General features: G+C 51.8%; 15 protein-coding genes. 14 read left to right on the top strand and 1 reads right to left on the bottom strand.

Annotated features, from left to right (window positions below):
- The first annotated feature begins 86 nt into the window (after positions 1 to 86).
- The 7 genes from ACPAOP_RS12390 (at position 87) to clpB (ending at position 7,143) form a co-directional block, all read left to right on the top strand.
- On the top strand, positions 87 to 620 hold the full coding sequence (locus tag ACPAOP_RS12390; protein WP_423708232.1) for a glycine zipper 2TM domain-containing protein: 534 nt from the start codon (positions 87 to 89) through the stop codon (positions 618 to 620).
- A 97-nt stretch (positions 621 to 717) separates the two neighbouring features.
- Positions 718 to 1,923, top strand: a complete 1,206-nt coding sequence (gene glp / locus ACPAOP_RS12385; RefSeq protein WP_423708231.1) for a gephyrin-like molybdotransferase Glp — start codon at positions 718 to 720, stop codon at positions 1,921 to 1,923.
- A 30-nt stretch (positions 1,924 to 1,953) separates the two neighbouring features.
- Positions 1,954 to 2,211 (top strand): molybdopterin converting factor subunit 1, encoded by a 258-nt coding sequence (gene moaD / locus ACPAOP_RS12380; RefSeq protein ID WP_423708230.1) that lies wholly within the window; start codon positions 1,954 to 1,956, stop codon positions 2,209 to 2,211.
- 3 nt (positions 2,212 to 2,214) lie between these two features.
- Positions 2,215 to 2,718, top strand: coding sequence for a molybdopterin synthase catalytic subunit MoaE (gene moaE / locus ACPAOP_RS12375; protein WP_423708229.1), 504 nt, complete (start codon positions 2,215 to 2,217; stop codon positions 2,716 to 2,718).
- A 5-nt stretch (positions 2,719 to 2,723) separates the two neighbouring features.
- The gene (crcB, locus tag ACPAOP_RS12370; protein WP_190478764.1) at positions 2,724 to 3,098 is read left to right on the top strand and encodes a fluoride efflux transporter CrcB; all 375 of its coding nucleotides are present in this window, start codon (positions 2,724 to 2,726) and stop codon (positions 3,096 to 3,098) included.
- Positions 3,099 to 3,313: 215 nt separating this feature from the next.
- Positions 3,314 to 4,282, top strand: coding sequence for a prolyl aminopeptidase (pip, locus tag ACPAOP_RS12365; RefSeq protein WP_423708228.1), 969 nt, complete (start codon positions 3,314 to 3,316; stop codon positions 4,280 to 4,282).
- Between the two features lie 266 nt (positions 4,283 to 4,548).
- Positions 4,549 to 7,143, top strand: a complete 2,595-nt coding sequence (clpB, locus tag ACPAOP_RS12360) for an ATP-dependent chaperone ClpB (protein WP_423708227.1) — start codon at positions 4,549 to 4,551, stop codon at positions 7,141 to 7,143.
- Positions 7,144 to 7,191: 48 nt separating this feature from the next.
- On the opposite strand, the gene ACPAOP_RS12355 is transcribed toward clpB, so the two are convergent.
- Positions 7,192 to 8,016 (bottom strand): AraC family transcriptional regulator, encoded by an 825-nt coding sequence (locus ACPAOP_RS12355; protein ID WP_423708226.1) that lies wholly within the window; start codon positions 8,014 to 8,016, stop codon positions 7,192 to 7,194.
- Positions 8,017 to 8,121: 105 nt separating this feature from the next.
- On the opposite strand from ACPAOP_RS12355, the gene ACPAOP_RS12350 reads away from it, so the two are divergent.
- The 7 genes from ACPAOP_RS12350 to ACPAOP_RS12320 all read left to right on the top strand — a co-directional run bounded on the left by ACPAOP_RS12350 (position 8,122) and on the right by ACPAOP_RS12320 (position 16,758).
- Complete coding sequence (locus ACPAOP_RS12350; RefSeq protein ID WP_423708225.1) at positions 8,122 to 9,366, top strand: MFS transporter; 1,245 nt, start codon at positions 8,122 to 8,124, stop codon at positions 9,364 to 9,366.
- Positions 9,367 to 9,434: 68 nt separating this feature from the next.
- Positions 9,435 to 9,929, top strand: a complete 495-nt coding sequence (rraA, locus tag ACPAOP_RS12345) for a ribonuclease E activity regulator RraA (protein ID WP_423708224.1) — start codon at positions 9,435 to 9,437, stop codon at positions 9,927 to 9,929.
- Positions 9,930 to 9,976: 47 nt separating this feature from the next.
- Positions 9,977 to 10,819, top strand: a complete 843-nt coding sequence (locus ACPAOP_RS12340; RefSeq protein WP_423708223.1) for a TatD family hydrolase — start codon at positions 9,977 to 9,979, stop codon at positions 10,817 to 10,819.
- 1 nt (position 10,820) lies between these two features.
- Entirely contained in the window at positions 10,821 to 13,238 is a 2,418-nt protein-coding gene (locus ACPAOP_RS12335; protein WP_423708222.1) for a DNA internalization-related competence protein ComEC/Rec2, read from the top strand.
- Positions 13,213 to 14,067 carry an alpha/beta fold hydrolase gene (locus ACPAOP_RS12330; RefSeq protein ID WP_423708221.1) on the top strand — a complete coding sequence of 285 codons (855 nt, stop codon included), beginning with the start codon at positions 13,213 to 13,215 and terminating at the stop codon, positions 14,065 to 14,067. Before ACPAOP_RS12335 ends, ACPAOP_RS12330 begins: the two co-directional genes overlap by 26 nt.
- Before the next feature lie 2 nt (positions 14,068 to 14,069).
- The gene (locus tag ACPAOP_RS12325; protein ID WP_423708220.1) at positions 14,070 to 15,020 is read left to right on the top strand and encodes a lipid A-modifier LpxR family protein; all 951 of its coding nucleotides are present in this window, start codon (positions 14,070 to 14,072) and stop codon (positions 15,018 to 15,020) included.
- A 100-nt stretch (positions 15,021 to 15,120) separates the two neighbouring features.
- Positions 15,121 to 16,758 (top strand): CTP synthase, encoded by a 1,638-nt coding sequence (locus tag ACPAOP_RS12320; RefSeq protein WP_423681555.1) that lies wholly within the window; start codon positions 15,121 to 15,123, stop codon positions 16,756 to 16,758.
- Positions 16,759 to 16,760 lie beyond the last annotated feature (2 nt).

Raw genomic sequence — 16,760 nt, 5'->3', positions numbered from 1 at the left:
TCAGTATCAAATCAGTGTCATATTCGTGTCAACACACAGCGTCGCCTTCGCGTTATTTGCAGATGCGATCTTTTTGGGAGTCAGACATGCGAACTCAATTACTGTTAACGGCGTTAGTGATCACGGCGCTTTCCGGCTGTGCAAATCAGCGCTATACAGAAAATTATCCTCAGCAATATCCGAATCAATATCCGCATCAGCATTCCCGGCAATATCCGGATCGTCAGCCGAGTACCTATCCTCAGTATCAGAATCAACACCAGAATCAGCAGAATTATGGTGAACTGGCAACGATCGTAGGTATGCGCAATGTTACTGTTGACGGCAATGTATCGGGTGCGGGAACGGTCGTCGGCGCGCTGGTTGGTGGTGTGCTTGGACATCAGGTCGGCAAAGGCACTGGTAATGACCTGGCGACGATAGGCGGTGCTATCGCGGGTGGTATCGTCGGCAATCAGATGGAGCGTGGTTCGGCGGGGCAGAAAATGCGTACCGAATTGACGGTACAGTTTCCTAACGGCGAGACCCGGACGATGCTGATCGATAACCACGCCGGTTATCGCGTCGGCGACCGGATACGCGTCATCATGCAAAACGGTCAGCTCGTTCCTATGCAGTAATGCCGGGAAGTCGTATCCCCCGAAGGTAGCAGTGTGTCATTGCTGCCTTCGGGATACAATGCAGGAATACGTACTTCATCATTCCTGAGCATGTGATATGACCGAAAAAAAATCTATGTTGAGCGTCGATCAGGCGCTCAATTTTTTATTGTCAGCGGCACGCCCGCTGACTGACACCAATCTCATTCCGACGATCGATGCGCATGGCCGCGTGCTGGCACAGGCACAGTCCTCACTGCTGCACGTGCCACCGATGGACAACACGCAAATGGACGGCTACGCGGTGCGGGCAGCTGATTGCGTCAGCGGCGAAGCGCGCCTGCGGGTCGCGCAGCGGGTTCCCGCCGGACATATAGGCACGCCTTTGGAAGCCGGAACGGCTGCCCGAATTTTTACCGGAGCGATGATCCCAGCCGGAGCCGACGCCGTCGTCATGCAAGAGCAATGCGTGGTTGATGGTGACTATGTCGTCATCCGTCATCAACCGCAAACAGGCGAATGGATACGCCGTCAGGGTGAAGATATCGCTGCTGGTGCGACCATATTGCAGCCCGGAACCCGCTTGCGGGCGCAGGAACTTGGGCTGGCGGCCTCGGTTGGACTGGCGCAATTACCCGTCATCCGCAAACCACGGGTTGCGGTGTTTTTTACCGGTGACGAACTCGCGATGCCGGGTGAAGCGTTGAAGCCGGGTTCGATCTATAACTCCAATCGTTTCACGCTGACTGGCCTGCTGCAGGATATGGGCTGCGACATTACCGACTACGGCATTGTGCCGGATACACTGGCGGCGACGCGCGACACCTTGCGTAAAGCGGCGCAGGAACACGATTTAATTATTACCTCCGGTGGTGTTTCCGTCGGTGAAGAGGATCACATCAAGCCAGCGGTAGAAGCCGAAGGGCGCCTGAATATGTGGCAGATCGCTGTGAAACCGGGTAAGCCGCTCGCCTTTGGTGAAGTCGGGCAGGCATTTTTCCTTGGCTTGCCGGGAAATCCGGTGTCGAGCTACGTGACCTTTTTGTTGTTTGTGCGACCATTTCTGCTACGCATGCAAGGTGTTGAAAAGGTCGCGCCGCAATCTTACGTCATGCGTGCCGATTTCAACTGGCCTAAACCCGATCGTCGTAATGAATTTTTACGTGCCCGCATCAATTCGCAAGGCGGGCTGGATTTGTTCCCGAATCAGAGTTCAGGCGTGCTGACATCCACCGTGTGGGGAGATGGCCTGATTGACGTGGCGCCGGGGCAGGTCATTCAGGCTGGCGACCAGGTACGTTTTTTACCGTTCGCATCATTTTAGATTTTTCCGCCTTACCGATAAAATTGCATCATGAAAATTCAATTACGTTTTTTTGCCAGCGTTCGTGAAAAACTCGGCTTATCTGAAGAAACCGTTACTTTGCCGGATGAAATTATCACCGTCGGCGGCGTGCGCGCTTATCTGCAGTCGCGCGGTGGCCTCTGGGCGGAAGTGCTGGCCGATGACCGTGCGTTGCGCATGGCGTTTGCGCATGTGATGTGCGATGCAGAAACACCCATCAGCGAAGGCGGTGAAGTGGCATTCTTCCCACCTGTGACCGGAGGTTAAATCATGACTGTGCGCGTACAGACCGAAGATTTTGATCTGAGTACCGAAGTCGCCAAGCTGCGCAAAAACAATACCGCGATTGGTGCCATCGTCAGTTTTGTCGGCGTTGTGCGTGATCTGAATGATGGTCAGAATGTCTCAGCAATGGAGTTGGAACATTATCCCGTGATGACGGAAAAAGCACTAGCCGACATCGTTGCACAGGCGAATGCGCGCTGGGCGCTGCTTGATACGCTGGTCATTCATCGCGTTGGCGCTTTGATGCCTGCGGATCAGATCGTGCTCGTGGTCACTGCATCGAAACACCGTGGCGAAGCCTTTGCTGCCTGCGAATTCATCATGGATTATCTGAAAACGCAGGCACCGTTCTGGAAAAAAGAGCAGACACCGGAAGGCGCGCGCTGGGTTGATGCGCGTGAAGCCGATGATCAGGCGCTGAACAAATGGGGCATTTCTGCAAACAATGCCGCGACAGGTTCCGCCTCACCTGACGGAGCGTCAGCATGAACTGGCTGGGCTGGCTGGCGGTTGGCAGCGGTGCCGCAATCGGAGCGTGGGCACGCTGGGGGCTGGGTTTGTGGCTCAATGGCGTAGTGGCGCAATTGCCGGTGGGCACGCTGGCAGCGAATCTGGGCGGTGGTTATATCATCGGGCTGGCAGTGGCTTTTTTTACGGCGTATCCCGATTTATCACCGGCGTGGCGATTATTTCTGGTGACCGGCTTTCTCGGCGGTCTGACCACGTTTTCCACGTTTTCTGCCGAATCCATGACCTTGCTGCAGCGGGGCGAGTTTGGCTGGGCGCTGGCACATATCAGCGTGCATTTGCTGGGTTCTATCCTGTGCTGCTTTGCCGGCTTTGCCAGTTACCGCGCTATCGCTGGCTGAATTATTAAAAAAGGGGGAGTATGTGCTGTTTTTGCCTTATTTTTAGCGAAAACAAAGGACTTTAAAATATACTCCGGGGAGTATATTTTTCTCTTAAAAGGCTGTTTTTTCTGGTTTTTGGCTTGCTGCAACTATTTCGCCGTGTCGGGTGTCCCTGCACATACTTGCCCTTCCGTAAATCACAGCAAACGACATCATCTGACTGAACTGACATCATGACAAGCGACACCATGCGCACTGTTTTTCCTGAAATTGAACCCTACCGTAGCGGCACGCTGGCGGTGGACGAATTACATACGCTGTACTGGGAAGAGTGCGGCAATCCTGAAGGGCAGCCAGTGCTGTTCCTGCACGGTGGCCCCGGTGCGGGCACTTCACCGTCGCACCGTCGTTTTTTTGATCCAGCGCATTACCGCATCGTGTTATTCGATCAGCGCGGCGCCGGTAAATCCACCCCGCTGGGCGAATATCAGAATAACACCACAGCGCTGTTGATTGAAGACATAGAAAAAATCCGCGTCATGCTCGGCATACCGCAATGGCTGGTCTTTGGCGGTTCCTGGGGTTCCACACTGGCGCTGGCGTATGGCGAAGCGCATCCTGAACGCTGCCTTGGTTTTATCCTGCGTGGCATTTTCCTGTGCACTAAGACCGAGGTTGATTGGTTCGTCAACGGCATGGGATATTTTTATCCTGAAATTCATCAGCGTTTTGCTGAAGCGATTCCAGTTGAAGAGCGCGGCGATCTGCTGCAGGCGTACGTGAAGCGTCTGTTCTGTGATGATCCGGCGATCTATATGGAAGCGGCACGTAACTGGAGTCGGTACGAAGGTTCCTGCCTGTTTCTGGAACCGCAAGCCGAGGCAATTGCCAGTTTCGAATCCGATGAGGTCAGCCTCGGCATTGGTCGCCTGGAAGCGCATTACATGCTGCACGGCGCTTTCATGGAAGACGATGCTTTAATCCGCAATATCGCCAGAATCCGCCATCTGCCGGCTGTGATCGTGCAAGGGCGTTATGACGTGATCTGTCCACCGGTATCGGCCTATCGCCTGCATCAGGCGTGGCCGGAAGCCTCTTACCATGTGATTGGTGACGCGGGTCATGCAGCAATGGAGCCGGGGATTGCCTCTGCGCTGGTGCAGGCCACCGAAGATTTCAAAGCGCAGCGTCGGTTTTCCTGAGCCCGGCCACATCTGTTGTATTCGCTCATCGAGTGCCTCTGAGCTGTTCTTTTGAGCAGCTCAGATTGCTTCTGGCTAGCCGCCAATTGCGCGGCGAGAAAGTACCGCCGGAAAAGCGTGATATGGCGCAAACAAAGCGTAATTCAAGGTATATATTTTCAAATTTGATTTGCCGAAAAATAAGGCAGGCAGTATCTTTTGATCATGCTTGAAATCAGCATAGCCGTCCCAAATTGTAGCGATAATTCATCATACAGGAGCAGCAAATGCGTCTCGATAAACTCACTACCAAGTTACAGGAAGCACTGGCTGACGCGCAAAGTCAGGCAGTCGGCAATGACAATCAATATATAGAACCAGTACATGTGCTGCTGGCCTTAATCAATCAGGAAGATGGCGGCAGCCGTTCACTGCTGCAACGCGCAGGTGTGAATGTCAATGCGCTTGTGAACGGACTCAAAAGCGCCATGGATCGTCTGCCGAAAGTTTCCGGCACCGATGGCCAGGTGCAGATCGGCCGTGAATTAACCGGCTTACTGAATCTGGCAGACAAGGAATCGCAAAAACGCGGTGACGAGTTTCTGGCAAGTGAAATGGTATTGCTGGCATTGTCCGATGATAAATCCGAAGCAGGCAAACTGGCGCGTGAAAATGGCCTGACCCGTAAATCCTTAGAGGCGGCTATTTCAGCGGTACGCGGTGGCGGTAACGTCAATTCGCAGGATGCCGAGGGACAGCGCGAAGCATTGAAAAAATACACACTCGATCTGACCGAACGGGCACGTCTGGGCAAGCTTGACCCTGTGATCGGGCGTGATGATGAAATCCGTCGTGCGATTCAGATTTTGCAGCGTCGCAGTAAAAATAATCCTGTGCTGATCGGTGAACCCGGTGTCGGTAAAACCGCGATTGTCGAAGGTCTGGCGCAACGTATCGTCAATGGCGAAGTGCCGGACAGTCTGAAATCGAAACGCGTGTTGTCGCTGGATATGGCGGCGTTGCTGGCGGGTGCGAAATTCCGTGGTGAGTTTGAAGAGCGCCTGAAAGCAGTGCTGAAAGAAATCGCACTTGATGAAGGGCAAACCATCGTCTTCATCGACGAGTTGCACATCATGGTCGGCGCGGGTAAAGCCGAAGGTGCGATGGATGCCGGCAATATGCTGAAACCGGCACTGGCACGCGGCGAGTTGCATTGCGTTGGTGCGACCACGCTGGATGAATACCGCAAATACATCGAGAAAGATGCCGCGCTGGAACGTCGTTTCCAGAAAATTATTGTCGATGAACCCAGTGTTGAAGCGACGATTGCGATCCTGCGTGGCTTGCAGGAAAAATACGAAGTCCATCATGGCGTTGACATTACCGATCCGGCAATTGTCGCTGCGGCTGAATTGTCGCATCGCTATATCACCGACCGCTTTTTGCCTGATAAGGCAATTGATCTGATTGATGAAGCTGCATCAAAAATCAAGATCGAGATCGATTCGAAACCAGAGGTGATGGATAAGCTCGATCGTCGTCTGATTCAGTTGAAAATCGAACGTGAAGCGGTGAAACGTGAAAAGGATGAAGCGTCCCATAAACGTCTGGCGCTGATCGAGGAAGAAATCGACAAACTGTCGCGCGAATATGCCGATCTGGAAGAAGTCTGGAAAGCCGAAAAAGCCATGGTGCAGGGCAGTACGCACATCAAGGAAGAGATAGAGAAAATCCGCGTCCAGATGGAGGAGGCAAAACGCAAGGGCGACTGGCAAACCATGTCAGAGTTGCAGTACGGACGTTTGCCTGAGCTGGAGGCTCAGCTCAAACAAGCTGACAAACAGTCAGTTAAAGAGCCCGAGGCTGACGGCAGCAAGCTGAAATTACTTCGTACGCAAGTGGGCGCAGAAGAAATTGCCGAAATCGTTTCACGTGCTACCGGTATCCCGGTTTCCCGCATGATGCAGGGCGAGCGCGAAAAATTGCTGCACATGGAAGATGCGCTGCATGAACGCGTAGTCGGTCAGCATGAAGCGATCGTTGCTGTTTCTGATGCGATCCGCCGTTCGCGTGCCGGTCTGGGTGATCCTGGCCGTCCGTACGGTTCTTTCCTGTTCCTTGGCCCGACCGGTGTCGGTAAAACTGAGCTGTGTAAAGCGCTGGCTAATTTCATGTTCGATACCGAAGAGTCGTTGATTCGTATCGATATGAGTGAATTCATGGAAAAACACAGCGTGGCTCGGCTGATTGGTGCGCCTCCGGGTTATGTCGGCTATGAGGAGGGGGGTTATCTGACCGAAGCAGTACGCCGCAAACCATACAGTGTGATTTTGCTTGATGAGGTGGAAAAAGCACATCACGATGTATTTAATGTCTTGTTGCAGGTGCTGGACGATGGTCGTATGACCGACGGACAAGGTCGCACAGTGGACTTTAAAAACACCGTGATTGTAATGACATCGAATCTTGGCTCGCATCAGATACAGGCGATGGAAGGCAGCGATCCTGAGGTCGTGAAAATGGCAGTCATGGGCGAAGTGAAAACCCATTTCCGGCCTGAATTCATTAACCGGATTGATGAGATCGTGGTATTCCATGCGCTGGACGCTAAAAACATCGGTGCGATTGCGAAGATACAGCTCAAAACGCTGGAGCAGCGTTTGTCGCAAATGGAGATGGGCTTGCAAGTCAGCGATGCTGCCTTGCTGAAAATTGCCGAAGCTGGCTTCGATCCTGTGTATGGCGCACGTCCTTTGAAACGTGCAATACAACAGGAAATCGAAAATGTTTTGTCGAAGCAAATTTTGCAAGGAAAATTCGGACCGAAAGATATTATTTCGGTTGATGCGAAAGATGGTGAACTTGTTTTCGGTAAAGTGTGATTAAATAGCCGGGAGCAAGTTACGGCGGTGCATTAGCACCGCCTTTTTTTATGTCTGCTGAATTGAGTTGCTGTTTTTTCTGCTGACAGGTCTTCTATTAAAGAAAATAGTCGGAGTTGTACCCAGCGTCTTTTTGAACATCGCAGAAAAAGCAGACTGACTGGTATAGCCGAGTTCTGTTGCGACTTGTGATAATGACATGCCTGATGCGATGAGCGGCGTTGCCATCGCAAGACGCATTTGCTGGCGCCAGTGACTGAAACTCATGCTTAGCTCTTTGTGAAATAAACGGCTCAGAGTTCGCGCTGATGCGCCACTATGTTTTGCCAACAGATCCAGACTTTCCTGATTGGCGGGATTGCTGAGCAGACGTTCGCATAAGTTTTTGAGCCTTTTGTCTTGAGGCATGGGTAAGTGAATGGGCAGCGGTCTGGCTGCCCGCAATTCGTCAAAGATCACTTCAAACAAGTGGGTTTCACGACTGCATCCCCGCTCAAATTGTGCCATTGCCGCGATCAGCTCGCGTAACAGGCCTGATACGTCGATGATTACGCAACTGTCGGTGGGAAATGGATTGAAATCCTTGTGTATTTGTAGCACGCGTAACTGCGAATTTGCAAAGGTGCGCACTTCATGCACCATGTCTGGCGGTATCCATACTGCACGCATTGGTGGTACAAACCAGATATTGCCATCGGCAAGTACCTGCAGCATGCCTTGAGGGGTATAGGTGAGTTGTCCCCATGCGTGCTGATGTGCTTCCAGATTTCTGGCATGTTTCAGATCCCTGGAATTGAGCCGTATCGGACGCATTGGTGTCGGATGTTTTTCCGGCGGATGTGGTTGATAGCGCGTCAGTTGGCGAGTACGCATAATTAAAATATGGCAGTTTTGAGATAAATAATGTCATGTTATCTTAAATCTGCCTGATAGAAATTCCTTAGACTGACGCTGTTTTCTTCAAATTCCGGAGTTTTTATGTCTGCAGCAGAAATTGTGCCCGGCTCGCCAGTGCCGCCTACTCAGGTAAAACAAGATGCGATGGTGATAGGTCTGGTCGGCGTCGCCCACGCTATTTCGCATTTTTTTCATATGATTCTGGCACCTTTGTTCCCCTGGATTAAAGAAGCATTCAGTTTGTCGTATGCCGAACTTGGCTTGTTGATGACGGTGTTCTTTGTTATCTCAGGTATAGGGCAGGCTTTGTCCGGGTTTGTCGTCGATAAACTCGGTGCGCGTACGGTCTTATTCTTTGGTATCAGTTGCCTTGGATTTGCCGCGCTGGTGCTGTCATCGGCACAAAATTATGCAATGTTGTTGCTGGGGGCGATGCTGGCCGGTGTTGGTAACAGCGTGTTCCATCCTTCTGATTACACTTTGCTGAATAAACGGGTGTCACCAGCGCGGCTGGGATATGCGTTTTCTGTGCACGGCATCAGCGGTAATCTGGGCTGGGCTGCCGCGCCTGTTTTTCTGGTCACGATCGCCCAATTCACAACCTGGCGCACCGCCTTATTTTGTGCAGCCTTTCTGCCTTTCATGGTGCTGACGCTCTTGTTTATTTATCGCGATTTATTGCATACCGATATTGTTCATCCGGCGCATCCACATGCCAGTGCTCATACGAAAGAAGGTGTGCTGGATTTCCTGAAACTTCCAGCGATCTGGATGTGCTTCGGTTTCTTTTTTATGTCAGCGATGGCGTTGGGTGGCATACAAAGTTTTTCCGCCGCGGGTTTGCGTGATCTGTATGGCATGTCCTTAAATGCGGCAACCACGGCTTATACCATGTTCATGCTGGCGTCGGCATGCGGCATGTTGCTGGGCGGTTTTCTGGCCGCCAGAGCCAGTCACCACGACAGAATTATTACGCTTGCATTCAGTCTGGCCGGTGTGTTTTCACTGTTGCTGGCAACCGGTTGGTCGAATACGCTGATGGCGATTGTACTGATGGCGGGAATCGGTTTTGGTTCCGGCATTGCAGGCCCATCCCGTGATTTGTTGATTCGCGCTGCAACGCCAAAAAATGCGACTGGCCGCGTGTACGGCATTGTCTATTCAGGTCTGGATTCCGGGCTGGCGGTCGCACCGTTGCTGTTTGGTGCCATCATGGATGGTCGTCATTCTTCGTGGGTGTTTATCTGCGTCGGCGTATTTCAGGTGCTGACGATACTGACTGCAGTCAATGTCGGCGGCCGTACCCGGGCATTGGCTGCTGCATAGTCTCAGGCTAAAATGAGTCGGTCTGCCGCTTTTGGCAGGCTTGGAAAAAATAAGAAAGAGGACAATCCATGAGCTTTGCAAGCTGCGATATCTGTGATGCAAACGAAGATAAATTGGCGAGCGGTGAGCTGGCAGCACTGCCACCGGTATTCAAGAGTTATGGGGCGACGACAAAATTCAGCGGGCCCGCCACGACTCTGAAAGCGTTTGAAGATAATGGCATGGTGCGCACCGTGCTGGAGACGCCTGGTAACGGTCATGTTCTCGTGATTGATGGTGGTGGCAGTCTGCGCTGCGCTTTGGTTGGCGGCAATCTGGCGGTGCTGGCTGAGAAAAATGGCTGGGCCGGTATCGTCGTTCATGGCTGTATTCGCGACGTCGATGAAATCAACGCCTGTAACATCGGTGTCCGCGCCCTGGCTGCGATGCCCGTCAAGAGCGTCAAACGGGGTGGCGGTGAGCAGAATCTGCGTATTTCGATTGCTGGCGTTGCGGTCACTCCTGGCGACTGGATCTACGCGGATGCCGATGGCGTGCTGGTTGCCAGGCAACAATTGCACTGACCCGCAAACGCTTTCATACGGGAAAAGACTTAAGGAAAGTTATCTGCATGTGGATAGACACACACTGCCATCTTGATGCCTCTGAATTTGCCGGGGCATCCCTTGCTATGGCTGAGGCAGCAGCGAAATCAGGTGTGTCTGCAATCGTGATTCCTGCGGTGCATAAAAATAATTTCGCAGCCGTCGAAGCTTTATCACAACAGCGTGAGGACTGTTTTTACGCGCTTGGTATTCATCCTATGTACGTGCCGACTTCGGATGAGAAAGACTTATTGTTTTTGCGTGAAAAAGTGGCTGCATTGATGAGCCGGGACAACACGTCGAATGTGGTGACAGATGTGCAGAATCAACTGCCTGCGAATCGTTTTGTCGCCATCGGTGAAATCGGGCTCGACTTTTTTGTCCCCGCGTTGAAAGAGAGTCCTTTGCGGGAAAAACAGGAATTTTTTTTTATTGAACAACTGAAAATTGCGCGTGAGTTTGAACTTCCGGTGTTACTACATGTGCGACGGTCGCAGGATACGGTACTCAAGTATCTGCGTCGTATCCGCGTACCGGGTGGTATTGCCCATGCGTTTAACGGCAGCCATCAGCAGGCGCAGACCTTTATCGATCTTGGCTTTAAGTTAGGGTTTGGAGGTGCGATGACCTATACGCGGGCGTTGCAAATCCGGCGGCTGGCGACAGAGTTGCCTCTGACTTCGCTGGTGTTGGAAACAGATGCACCGGATATGTCGCCGAGCTGGATTCCACGCGCGATCAATACTCCGGCAGAATTACCTGCCATCGCTGCAGTGCTTGCCGGGCTGCGCGGGGTGACACCGGCCGACATCGGCATGATAACGACCGCCAATGCACAGGCGGTGCTGCCGCGTATGCGCAGAGTCTGATATGCAGGCGCTGTGCATCGGCCTGGCGATCGGTGTCACTTTGTTGCAGCAGCAAGCTGCCTTGCTGGAGGTGCATACTCTTTACCTGATGTTGTTTGCTGCAGTCTTGCTGATGCTGGCAGGCTATCGTTTTTCTATCTATCAGAAACTGCCTGCGGTCGTAAGAGTGTTATGCCAGATGCTGTTTGCTGGTATCATCGGTTTTGTCTGGGCCAGTCTGTTCGCCCATTTTTACCTGACGAGGTCTTTACCTGCAAAGTATGAAGGCAAAGATCTGGTTGTGCTGGGAACGATAGATAGTTTGCCCGCATATTTTGACCAGGGTGAACGATTTAATTTTGCTGTGGAGCGCGTCATCAGTCCCGATTTGTCGGTCGATGAACGTCAACATTTTCCTGAAAAACTTGTTTTGTCGGCGTATCAAGGCACGGAAGATTTGCACGTGCAGCCAGGTGAACGTTGGCAATTCAATCTGCGTTTAAAACGCCCACATGGTTCTGCCAATCCACATGGCTTTGATTACGAAGTCTGGTTGCTGGAGCAGGGAATACGCGCAACGGGAACCGTCAGACCAGCATCATCTGCTTATCCGAATCAACGTCTGCAAGAATTTGTCTGGAGTATTTCTAACGTCGTTGAGCGTTGCCGCGCCACGCTGCGCGATCATATTCATGCCGCGTTGCCCGGGAAAGCCTATGCCGGAGTGATTGTTGCGCTGGTAATCGGCGACCAGCGCGAAATCTCACAATCGGACTGGACGGTGTTCAATCGGGCAGGGATTGGGCACCTCATCAGCATCTCAGGATTACACATCACAATGATCGCCGGTTTGTTCGCCGGGCTGATTTCTTTTCTCTGGCGACATTCATTTTTCCTCAACTTGTCACTGCCTTTGCTGGTGCCTGCGCAAAAAGTAGCGGCGCTTGCCGGAGCGGTTGTTGCGTTTCTGTATGTGGCGTTAGCGGGATTTGGTGTGCCTGCGCAGCGTACCTTATACATGCTGTGCGTCGTTGCGCTGGCCGTCTGGAATGGTCGGGTGACCAGCTTTTCATCGGTATTGTGTCTGGCATTGGGATTGGTTGTGGTACTTGATCCGTGGGCGGTACTGTCTCCGGGGTTCTGGCTTTCTTTCGGTGCTGTCGGCGTTATTTTATTTGCTGCAGTTGGCTATGAAGACAGTGGTGCTGTCACCCGGCGACAGCAGCTTGCATCATCCTTGCGTGTGGCGACGCGAACGCAGTATGCAGTGACCGTGGGGCTGGTTCCTCTGACGATGTTTTTGTTTGGGCAGTTTTCCCTGATCAGCCCACTCGCCAACGCTGTCGCGATTCCTCTGATCAGTTTTGTCGTGACACCTCTGGCTTTGTTGGGAAGCGTTCTGCCTTCAGGTGCGTCTGCTATGGTGTTGTCGTTGGCGCATGAGACTGTGCAAATGCTGGCAACCGTTCTGAGTTGGCTGAGTGCTTTCCCGGCAGCCGTATGGACTGCGGCTTATCCTCCTTTCTGGGTGTTCGCGCTGGCACTGGCAGGTGTTGTCTGGATGCTGCTGCCGAAAGCCTGGCCTATGCGCTGGCTGGGGATATTTTGCTGTTTGCCTTTGGTTTCTTTTCAGCCTGCGCCCATCGCAGAGGGACAACTGAGAGTGACGGCGCTGGATGTCGGGCAGGGCATGGCTTTACTCATTGAAACCAGTGCTCATCGTCTGCTGTACGACACAGGTCCCGCCTATTCTGCAGAGTCGGACAGCGGCAGCAGAATTATTTTGCCTTACCTGAAAGCGCAAGGTATCAATGGGCTTGATGCCATGATCGTGTCGCATAACGATAGCGATCATTCGGGCGGTGCACTGAGCATACTGAAGCAAATGCCTGTCAGTCTGGTGCTGAGTTCATTAAATTCTGACAGTGCGATTGTGGCTGAATCGCGACAACACCGGCGTTGCCAGTCCGGTCAGGTATGGCGTTGGGATGGCGTCTTGTTCGAGATATTGCAGCCGGTTGCGGCGAGCTATGACAGTACGAAATGGAAGCCGAATGCGCGCAGTTGTGTATTGAAAGTATCGACCAGTCATTACGCCATGTTATTGCCGGGAGATATCGAGGCAGTGCAGGAAGATGAGCTGGTGAATAGTATTCCGGATAAGCTCAGAGCGGATGTGTTGCTGGCACCGCATCACGGTAGCGGTACATCATCCACGCCGGAGTTTCTGCAAGCTGTGCGACCAGAGCTGGCCATTTTTCAGTTGGGCTATCTGAATCGTTACCACCATCCTAAAACTGAAGTGTGGAATCGCTACGCTGATTTTGGAGTAAAACGTCTAAGAACCGATGAATCGGGTGCAATCACATTACAATTCGGTACATCATTGCAGTTTTCTCAATTCAGACAGGAGCATGCGCGTTATTGGTACGCACAATAATGCGGTATTCATTATGGTGGAACAAACCGCTAAGTCAGTCCTTCATTTTGTTCACGGGAACAGTTTTCCCTCCGGTACTTACAGGCTTTTTCTTGATCAGTTGCGTGATGTCTATGATGTACATTCCACGGATATGGTGGGGCATCATCCCGCTTATCCCGTAACCGACGGCTGGCCTTGCCTTGTGCAGGAATTGATTGCAAGCTTACAGGAGCGTTATTCGCAGCCGGTGATACTGGTGGGACATTCGCTTGGCGGTATTCTCTGTTTGCTCGCTGCCGCTGAGCGCCCGGATTTAGTGAGGGGTGTGGTTGTTCTGGATTCGCCTATCGTTGCCGGCTGGCGTGCTTTCTTGTTACGTATATTTAAAATACTTAATCTGGATAAAAAAGTGTCACCCGCCCGTTTTGCTGAAAAGCGGAAACACATCTGGAAAGATAAAGAAGCGGCGTATCAGCATTTTGCTGCCAAAGAATTATTTGCGATCTGGCCTCCTGAGGTATTGTGGGATTACATCAACGCCGGACTGAAACCTTGTCCTGAAGGCGTGACTTTGCGATTCACGCGCGAAGTGGAAACCGCAATCTACCGGACGCTGCCGCATACTCTGGGCCGTTTACTGCGACATCCACCGCAGGTACCGATTGGTTTTGTCGGAGGAACGGAGTCGGTTGAGTGTCGTCAGGCCGGAGACTTTTATACGAAAAAACTGATGGGTAAGCACTACACCCTGATACAGGGCGGACATCTGATCCCGATGGAAGTGCCTTTGCAAACTGCTACCGCAGTCAGGCAGATGCTGGCTGAGTTAAATTTATATCCGAAATAAAAATGATGACATCAAAAAAAATTGCCCGGGTTTTATCCGCGATGAGCTTATTGAGTCTGGCTAGCCTGGTTTATGCCGATGAAAGTACTGTCTGGCCGTCATGGTCTGAATTCGTGCAGGTAAGGGAATCGGGAAAATCCATCTGGCAACTCGAAATTGAGAACGATAGCCTGTTAATGAATAAGGATGATCGTTTCTATACGGCCGGTAATCATTTACAGCAAGGTTTTGTTCGTCAGACAGCTACACAATCGACTGAGTACGGATGGCGCGTCGGGCAGGATTTGTATACATCTTCCGACATCAAGCTGCAGCCTTCACAACTGGCTCCGAATGACCATCCGTATGCAGCCTGGCTATATGCAGGAGTATTTGGACAGAAAACACAAATGACAGGGCGCAGCTGGCGCTGGAGTGTGGATGTTGGCTGCCTCGGACCTTGCGCTGGCGGTGAGTGGACACAAAATCATCTGCACCGGATTTTGCAGCAACCGCAACCGCAGGCATGGAGTACTCAACTGCGTAATGAGTGGGGAATGGTTCTGGGTGGCGAAATGTCGCCGGGGCGCCTTTTGCCGTTTGAAGGCGTGGATATGTCACCCCGGTTCAAGGCGCGTTTCGGCAATATATTTACGGATGCCAGCGCGCAGCTGGAATTGCGGGCCGGTCACTTAAATAGTTTGCCGTATCAGCCTGCAAATTATGCCTTTGCCAGAGCAGAGGCGAAAGTCGTGGGCTATAACGCTACAATACAGGGGGGCTACTTTAACAATGAACCGGGGAAACTTACTCCCAAACGATACGGGGGCGAAATAGAGCTTGGTTATCTGTGGCAGGCGGAAAAATATGCTGTCAGTGCATCATTGTCGCGGAGAGCTAATGAAATAAAGCAGATATCCGATGCGACTGGTGCACAGAATTTTGTCAGATTGCAATTTTCATACGCAATGTAGAATAAAATAAGTTGATGGTACGAAGGGGGAAATTCGCTTACATGTCTGAGAGTGATGTATAATTCGAATTTCCCGCTTGTGCCGTTCGGCACCTTCTGCAATGACTAAGTTTGTATTCGTTACGGGGGGCGTAGTCTCCTCACTGGGTAAAGGCATCGCTGCCGCCTCTCTCGCCGCCATCCTTGAATCGCGCGGCCTCAAAGTTACCATGCTCAAACTGGATCCGTACATTAACGTAGATCCGGGTACCATGAGCCCATTCCAGCACGGTGAAGTGTTCGTTACCGATGACGGCGCTGAAACCGATCTTGATCTGGGACACTACGAGCGTTTCATTTCTTCAAAAATGAAGAAGGTAAATAACTTCACGACCGGTCAGATTTATGAATCCGTGATCCGCAAGGAACGTCGCGGCGAATATCTCGGTAAGACTGTGCAGGTGATTCCGCATATCACCAATGAAATTCAGGAATTTATTTACCGTGGTGCTGAAGGCGCAGATGTGGCGCTGGTTGAAATCGGTGGTACCGTCGGTGATATCGAATCCTTACCTTTCCTCGAAGCCGCACGTCAGCTGAGTCTGCGCGCTGGTCGCAACGCCGCTGCCTTCGTGCACCTGACGCTGGTGCCTTATGTTGCTGCTGCCGGTGAATTGAAAACTAAACCTACTCAGCACAGTGTGCAAAAACTGCGCGAGATCGGTATTTTCCCGGATGCATTACTGTGCCGTGCTGACCGCCGTATTCCCGATGATGAACGGGCGAAAATTTCCTTGTTCGCCAACGTGGCGGAAGACGCAGTGATTTCTGTGTGGGATGCCGACACCATCTACAAAATTCCTCAGATGTTGCATGATCAGGGGCTGGATAGGATTGTCTGCGACAAACTGGCTTTGTCACCGAAACCAGCAGATTTGTCCATGTGGGACAAACTGATCTACGCGCTGGAAAATCCAAAAGAAGAAGTCACGATCGGCATGGTTGGTAAGTATGTTGATCTGACAGAGTCTTACAAATCATTGACGGAAGCTTTGCGTCACGCCGGTATTCATACCGAAAGCCGCGTGAATATCGAATACGTAGATTCCGAAGAAATCGAAGCACATGGTACTAAAGCGCTGGAAAAATATGATGCGATTCTGGTGCCCGGCGGATTCGGTAAACGCGGTGTCGAAGGTAAGATTCTTGCTGCACGTTATGCCCGCGAAAACAAAATCCCTTACCTAGGCATCTGCCTCGGTATGCAGGTCGCACTGATTGAATATGCCCGCAACAAAGCCGGACTGACAATGGCAAATTCCACAGAATTTGATCCTGAGACAGAGCAGCCGGTTGTTGCGCTGATCAACGAATGGCAGAACCATGATGGTAAGGTTGAAAGCCGCGACGAAAATTCAGATCTTGGTGGCACGATGCGTTTAGGTGCGCAGACTTGCGAGATTAAACCAGGCACGCTGGCTGCAGAAATTTACGGTAGTGCAGTGACCGAGCGTCACCGTCACCGCTATGAAGCGAATAACCATTACCTGGATCGTGTTGAAGCGGCTGGTCTGGTGGTCTCTTCCCGTACAGCGACAGAAGGTCTGTGCGAGATCATGGAATTGCCGCGTGATGTGCATCCTTGGTACATGGGTGTTCAATACCATCCGGAATTCAAATCAACACCTCGCGATGGTCACCCATTGTTCATTTCTTTCGCCAAAGCTGCACTTGCCCATAAAAAGGCTCAAGGAAAATAAGC

Source organism: Undibacterium sp. WLX3042, assembly GCF_049544825.1.
Taxonomy (GTDB): Bacteria; Pseudomonadota; Gammaproteobacteria; order Burkholderiales; family Burkholderiaceae_D; genus Undibacterium.
Note: the sequence above shows the minus strand (reverse complement) of the source record. Positions and strands in the feature narration are given on the sequence as shown.

Excerpts from the sequence above, each read along its gene's own strand:
- glp (WP_423708231.1), top strand. The coding sequence starts at position 718 with ATGACCGAAAAAAAATCTATGTTGAGCGTCGATCAGGCGCTCAATTTT.
- rraA (WP_423708224.1), top strand. The coding sequence starts at position 9,435 with ATGAGCTTTGCAAGCTGCGATATCTGTGATGCAAACGAAGATAAATTG.
- ACPAOP_RS12355 (WP_423708226.1), bottom strand. The coding sequence starts at position 8,016 with ATGCGTACTCGCCAACTGACGCGCTATCAACCACATCCGCCGGAAAAA.
- ACPAOP_RS12330 (WP_423708221.1), top strand. The coding sequence starts at position 13,213 with ATGCGCGTTATTGGTACGCACAATAATGCGGTATTCATTATGGTGGAA.
- ACPAOP_RS12325 (WP_423708220.1), top strand. The coding sequence starts at position 14,070 with ATGATGACATCAAAAAAAATTGCCCGGGTTTTATCCGCGATGAGCTTA.
- moaE (WP_423708229.1), top strand. The coding sequence starts at position 2,215 with ATGACTGTGCGCGTACAGACCGAAGATTTTGATCTGAGTACCGAAGTC.
- ACPAOP_RS12340 (WP_423708223.1), top strand. The coding sequence starts at position 9,977 with ATGTGGATAGACACACACTGCCATCTTGATGCCTCTGAATTTGCCGGG.
- ACPAOP_RS12320 (WP_423681555.1), top strand. The coding sequence starts at position 15,121 with ATGACTAAGTTTGTATTCGTTACGGGGGGCGTAGTCTCCTCACTGGGT.
- moaD (WP_423708230.1), top strand. The coding sequence starts at position 1,954 with ATGAAAATTCAATTACGTTTTTTTGCCAGCGTTCGTGAAAAACTCGGC.
- clpB (WP_423708227.1), top strand. The coding sequence starts at position 4,549 with ATGCGTCTCGATAAACTCACTACCAAGTTACAGGAAGCACTGGCTGAC.
- pip (WP_423708228.1), top strand. The coding sequence starts at position 3,314 with ATGACAAGCGACACCATGCGCACTGTTTTTCCTGAAATTGAACCCTAC.
- ACPAOP_RS12390 (WP_423708232.1), top strand. The coding sequence starts at position 87 with ATGCGAACTCAATTACTGTTAACGGCGTTAGTGATCACGGCGCTTTCC.
- ACPAOP_RS12350 (WP_423708225.1), top strand. The coding sequence starts at position 8,122 with ATGTCTGCAGCAGAAATTGTGCCCGGCTCGCCAGTGCCGCCTACTCAG.
- ACPAOP_RS12335 (WP_423708222.1), top strand. The coding sequence starts at position 10,821 with ATGCAGGCGCTGTGCATCGGCCTGGCGATCGGTGTCACTTTGTTGCAG.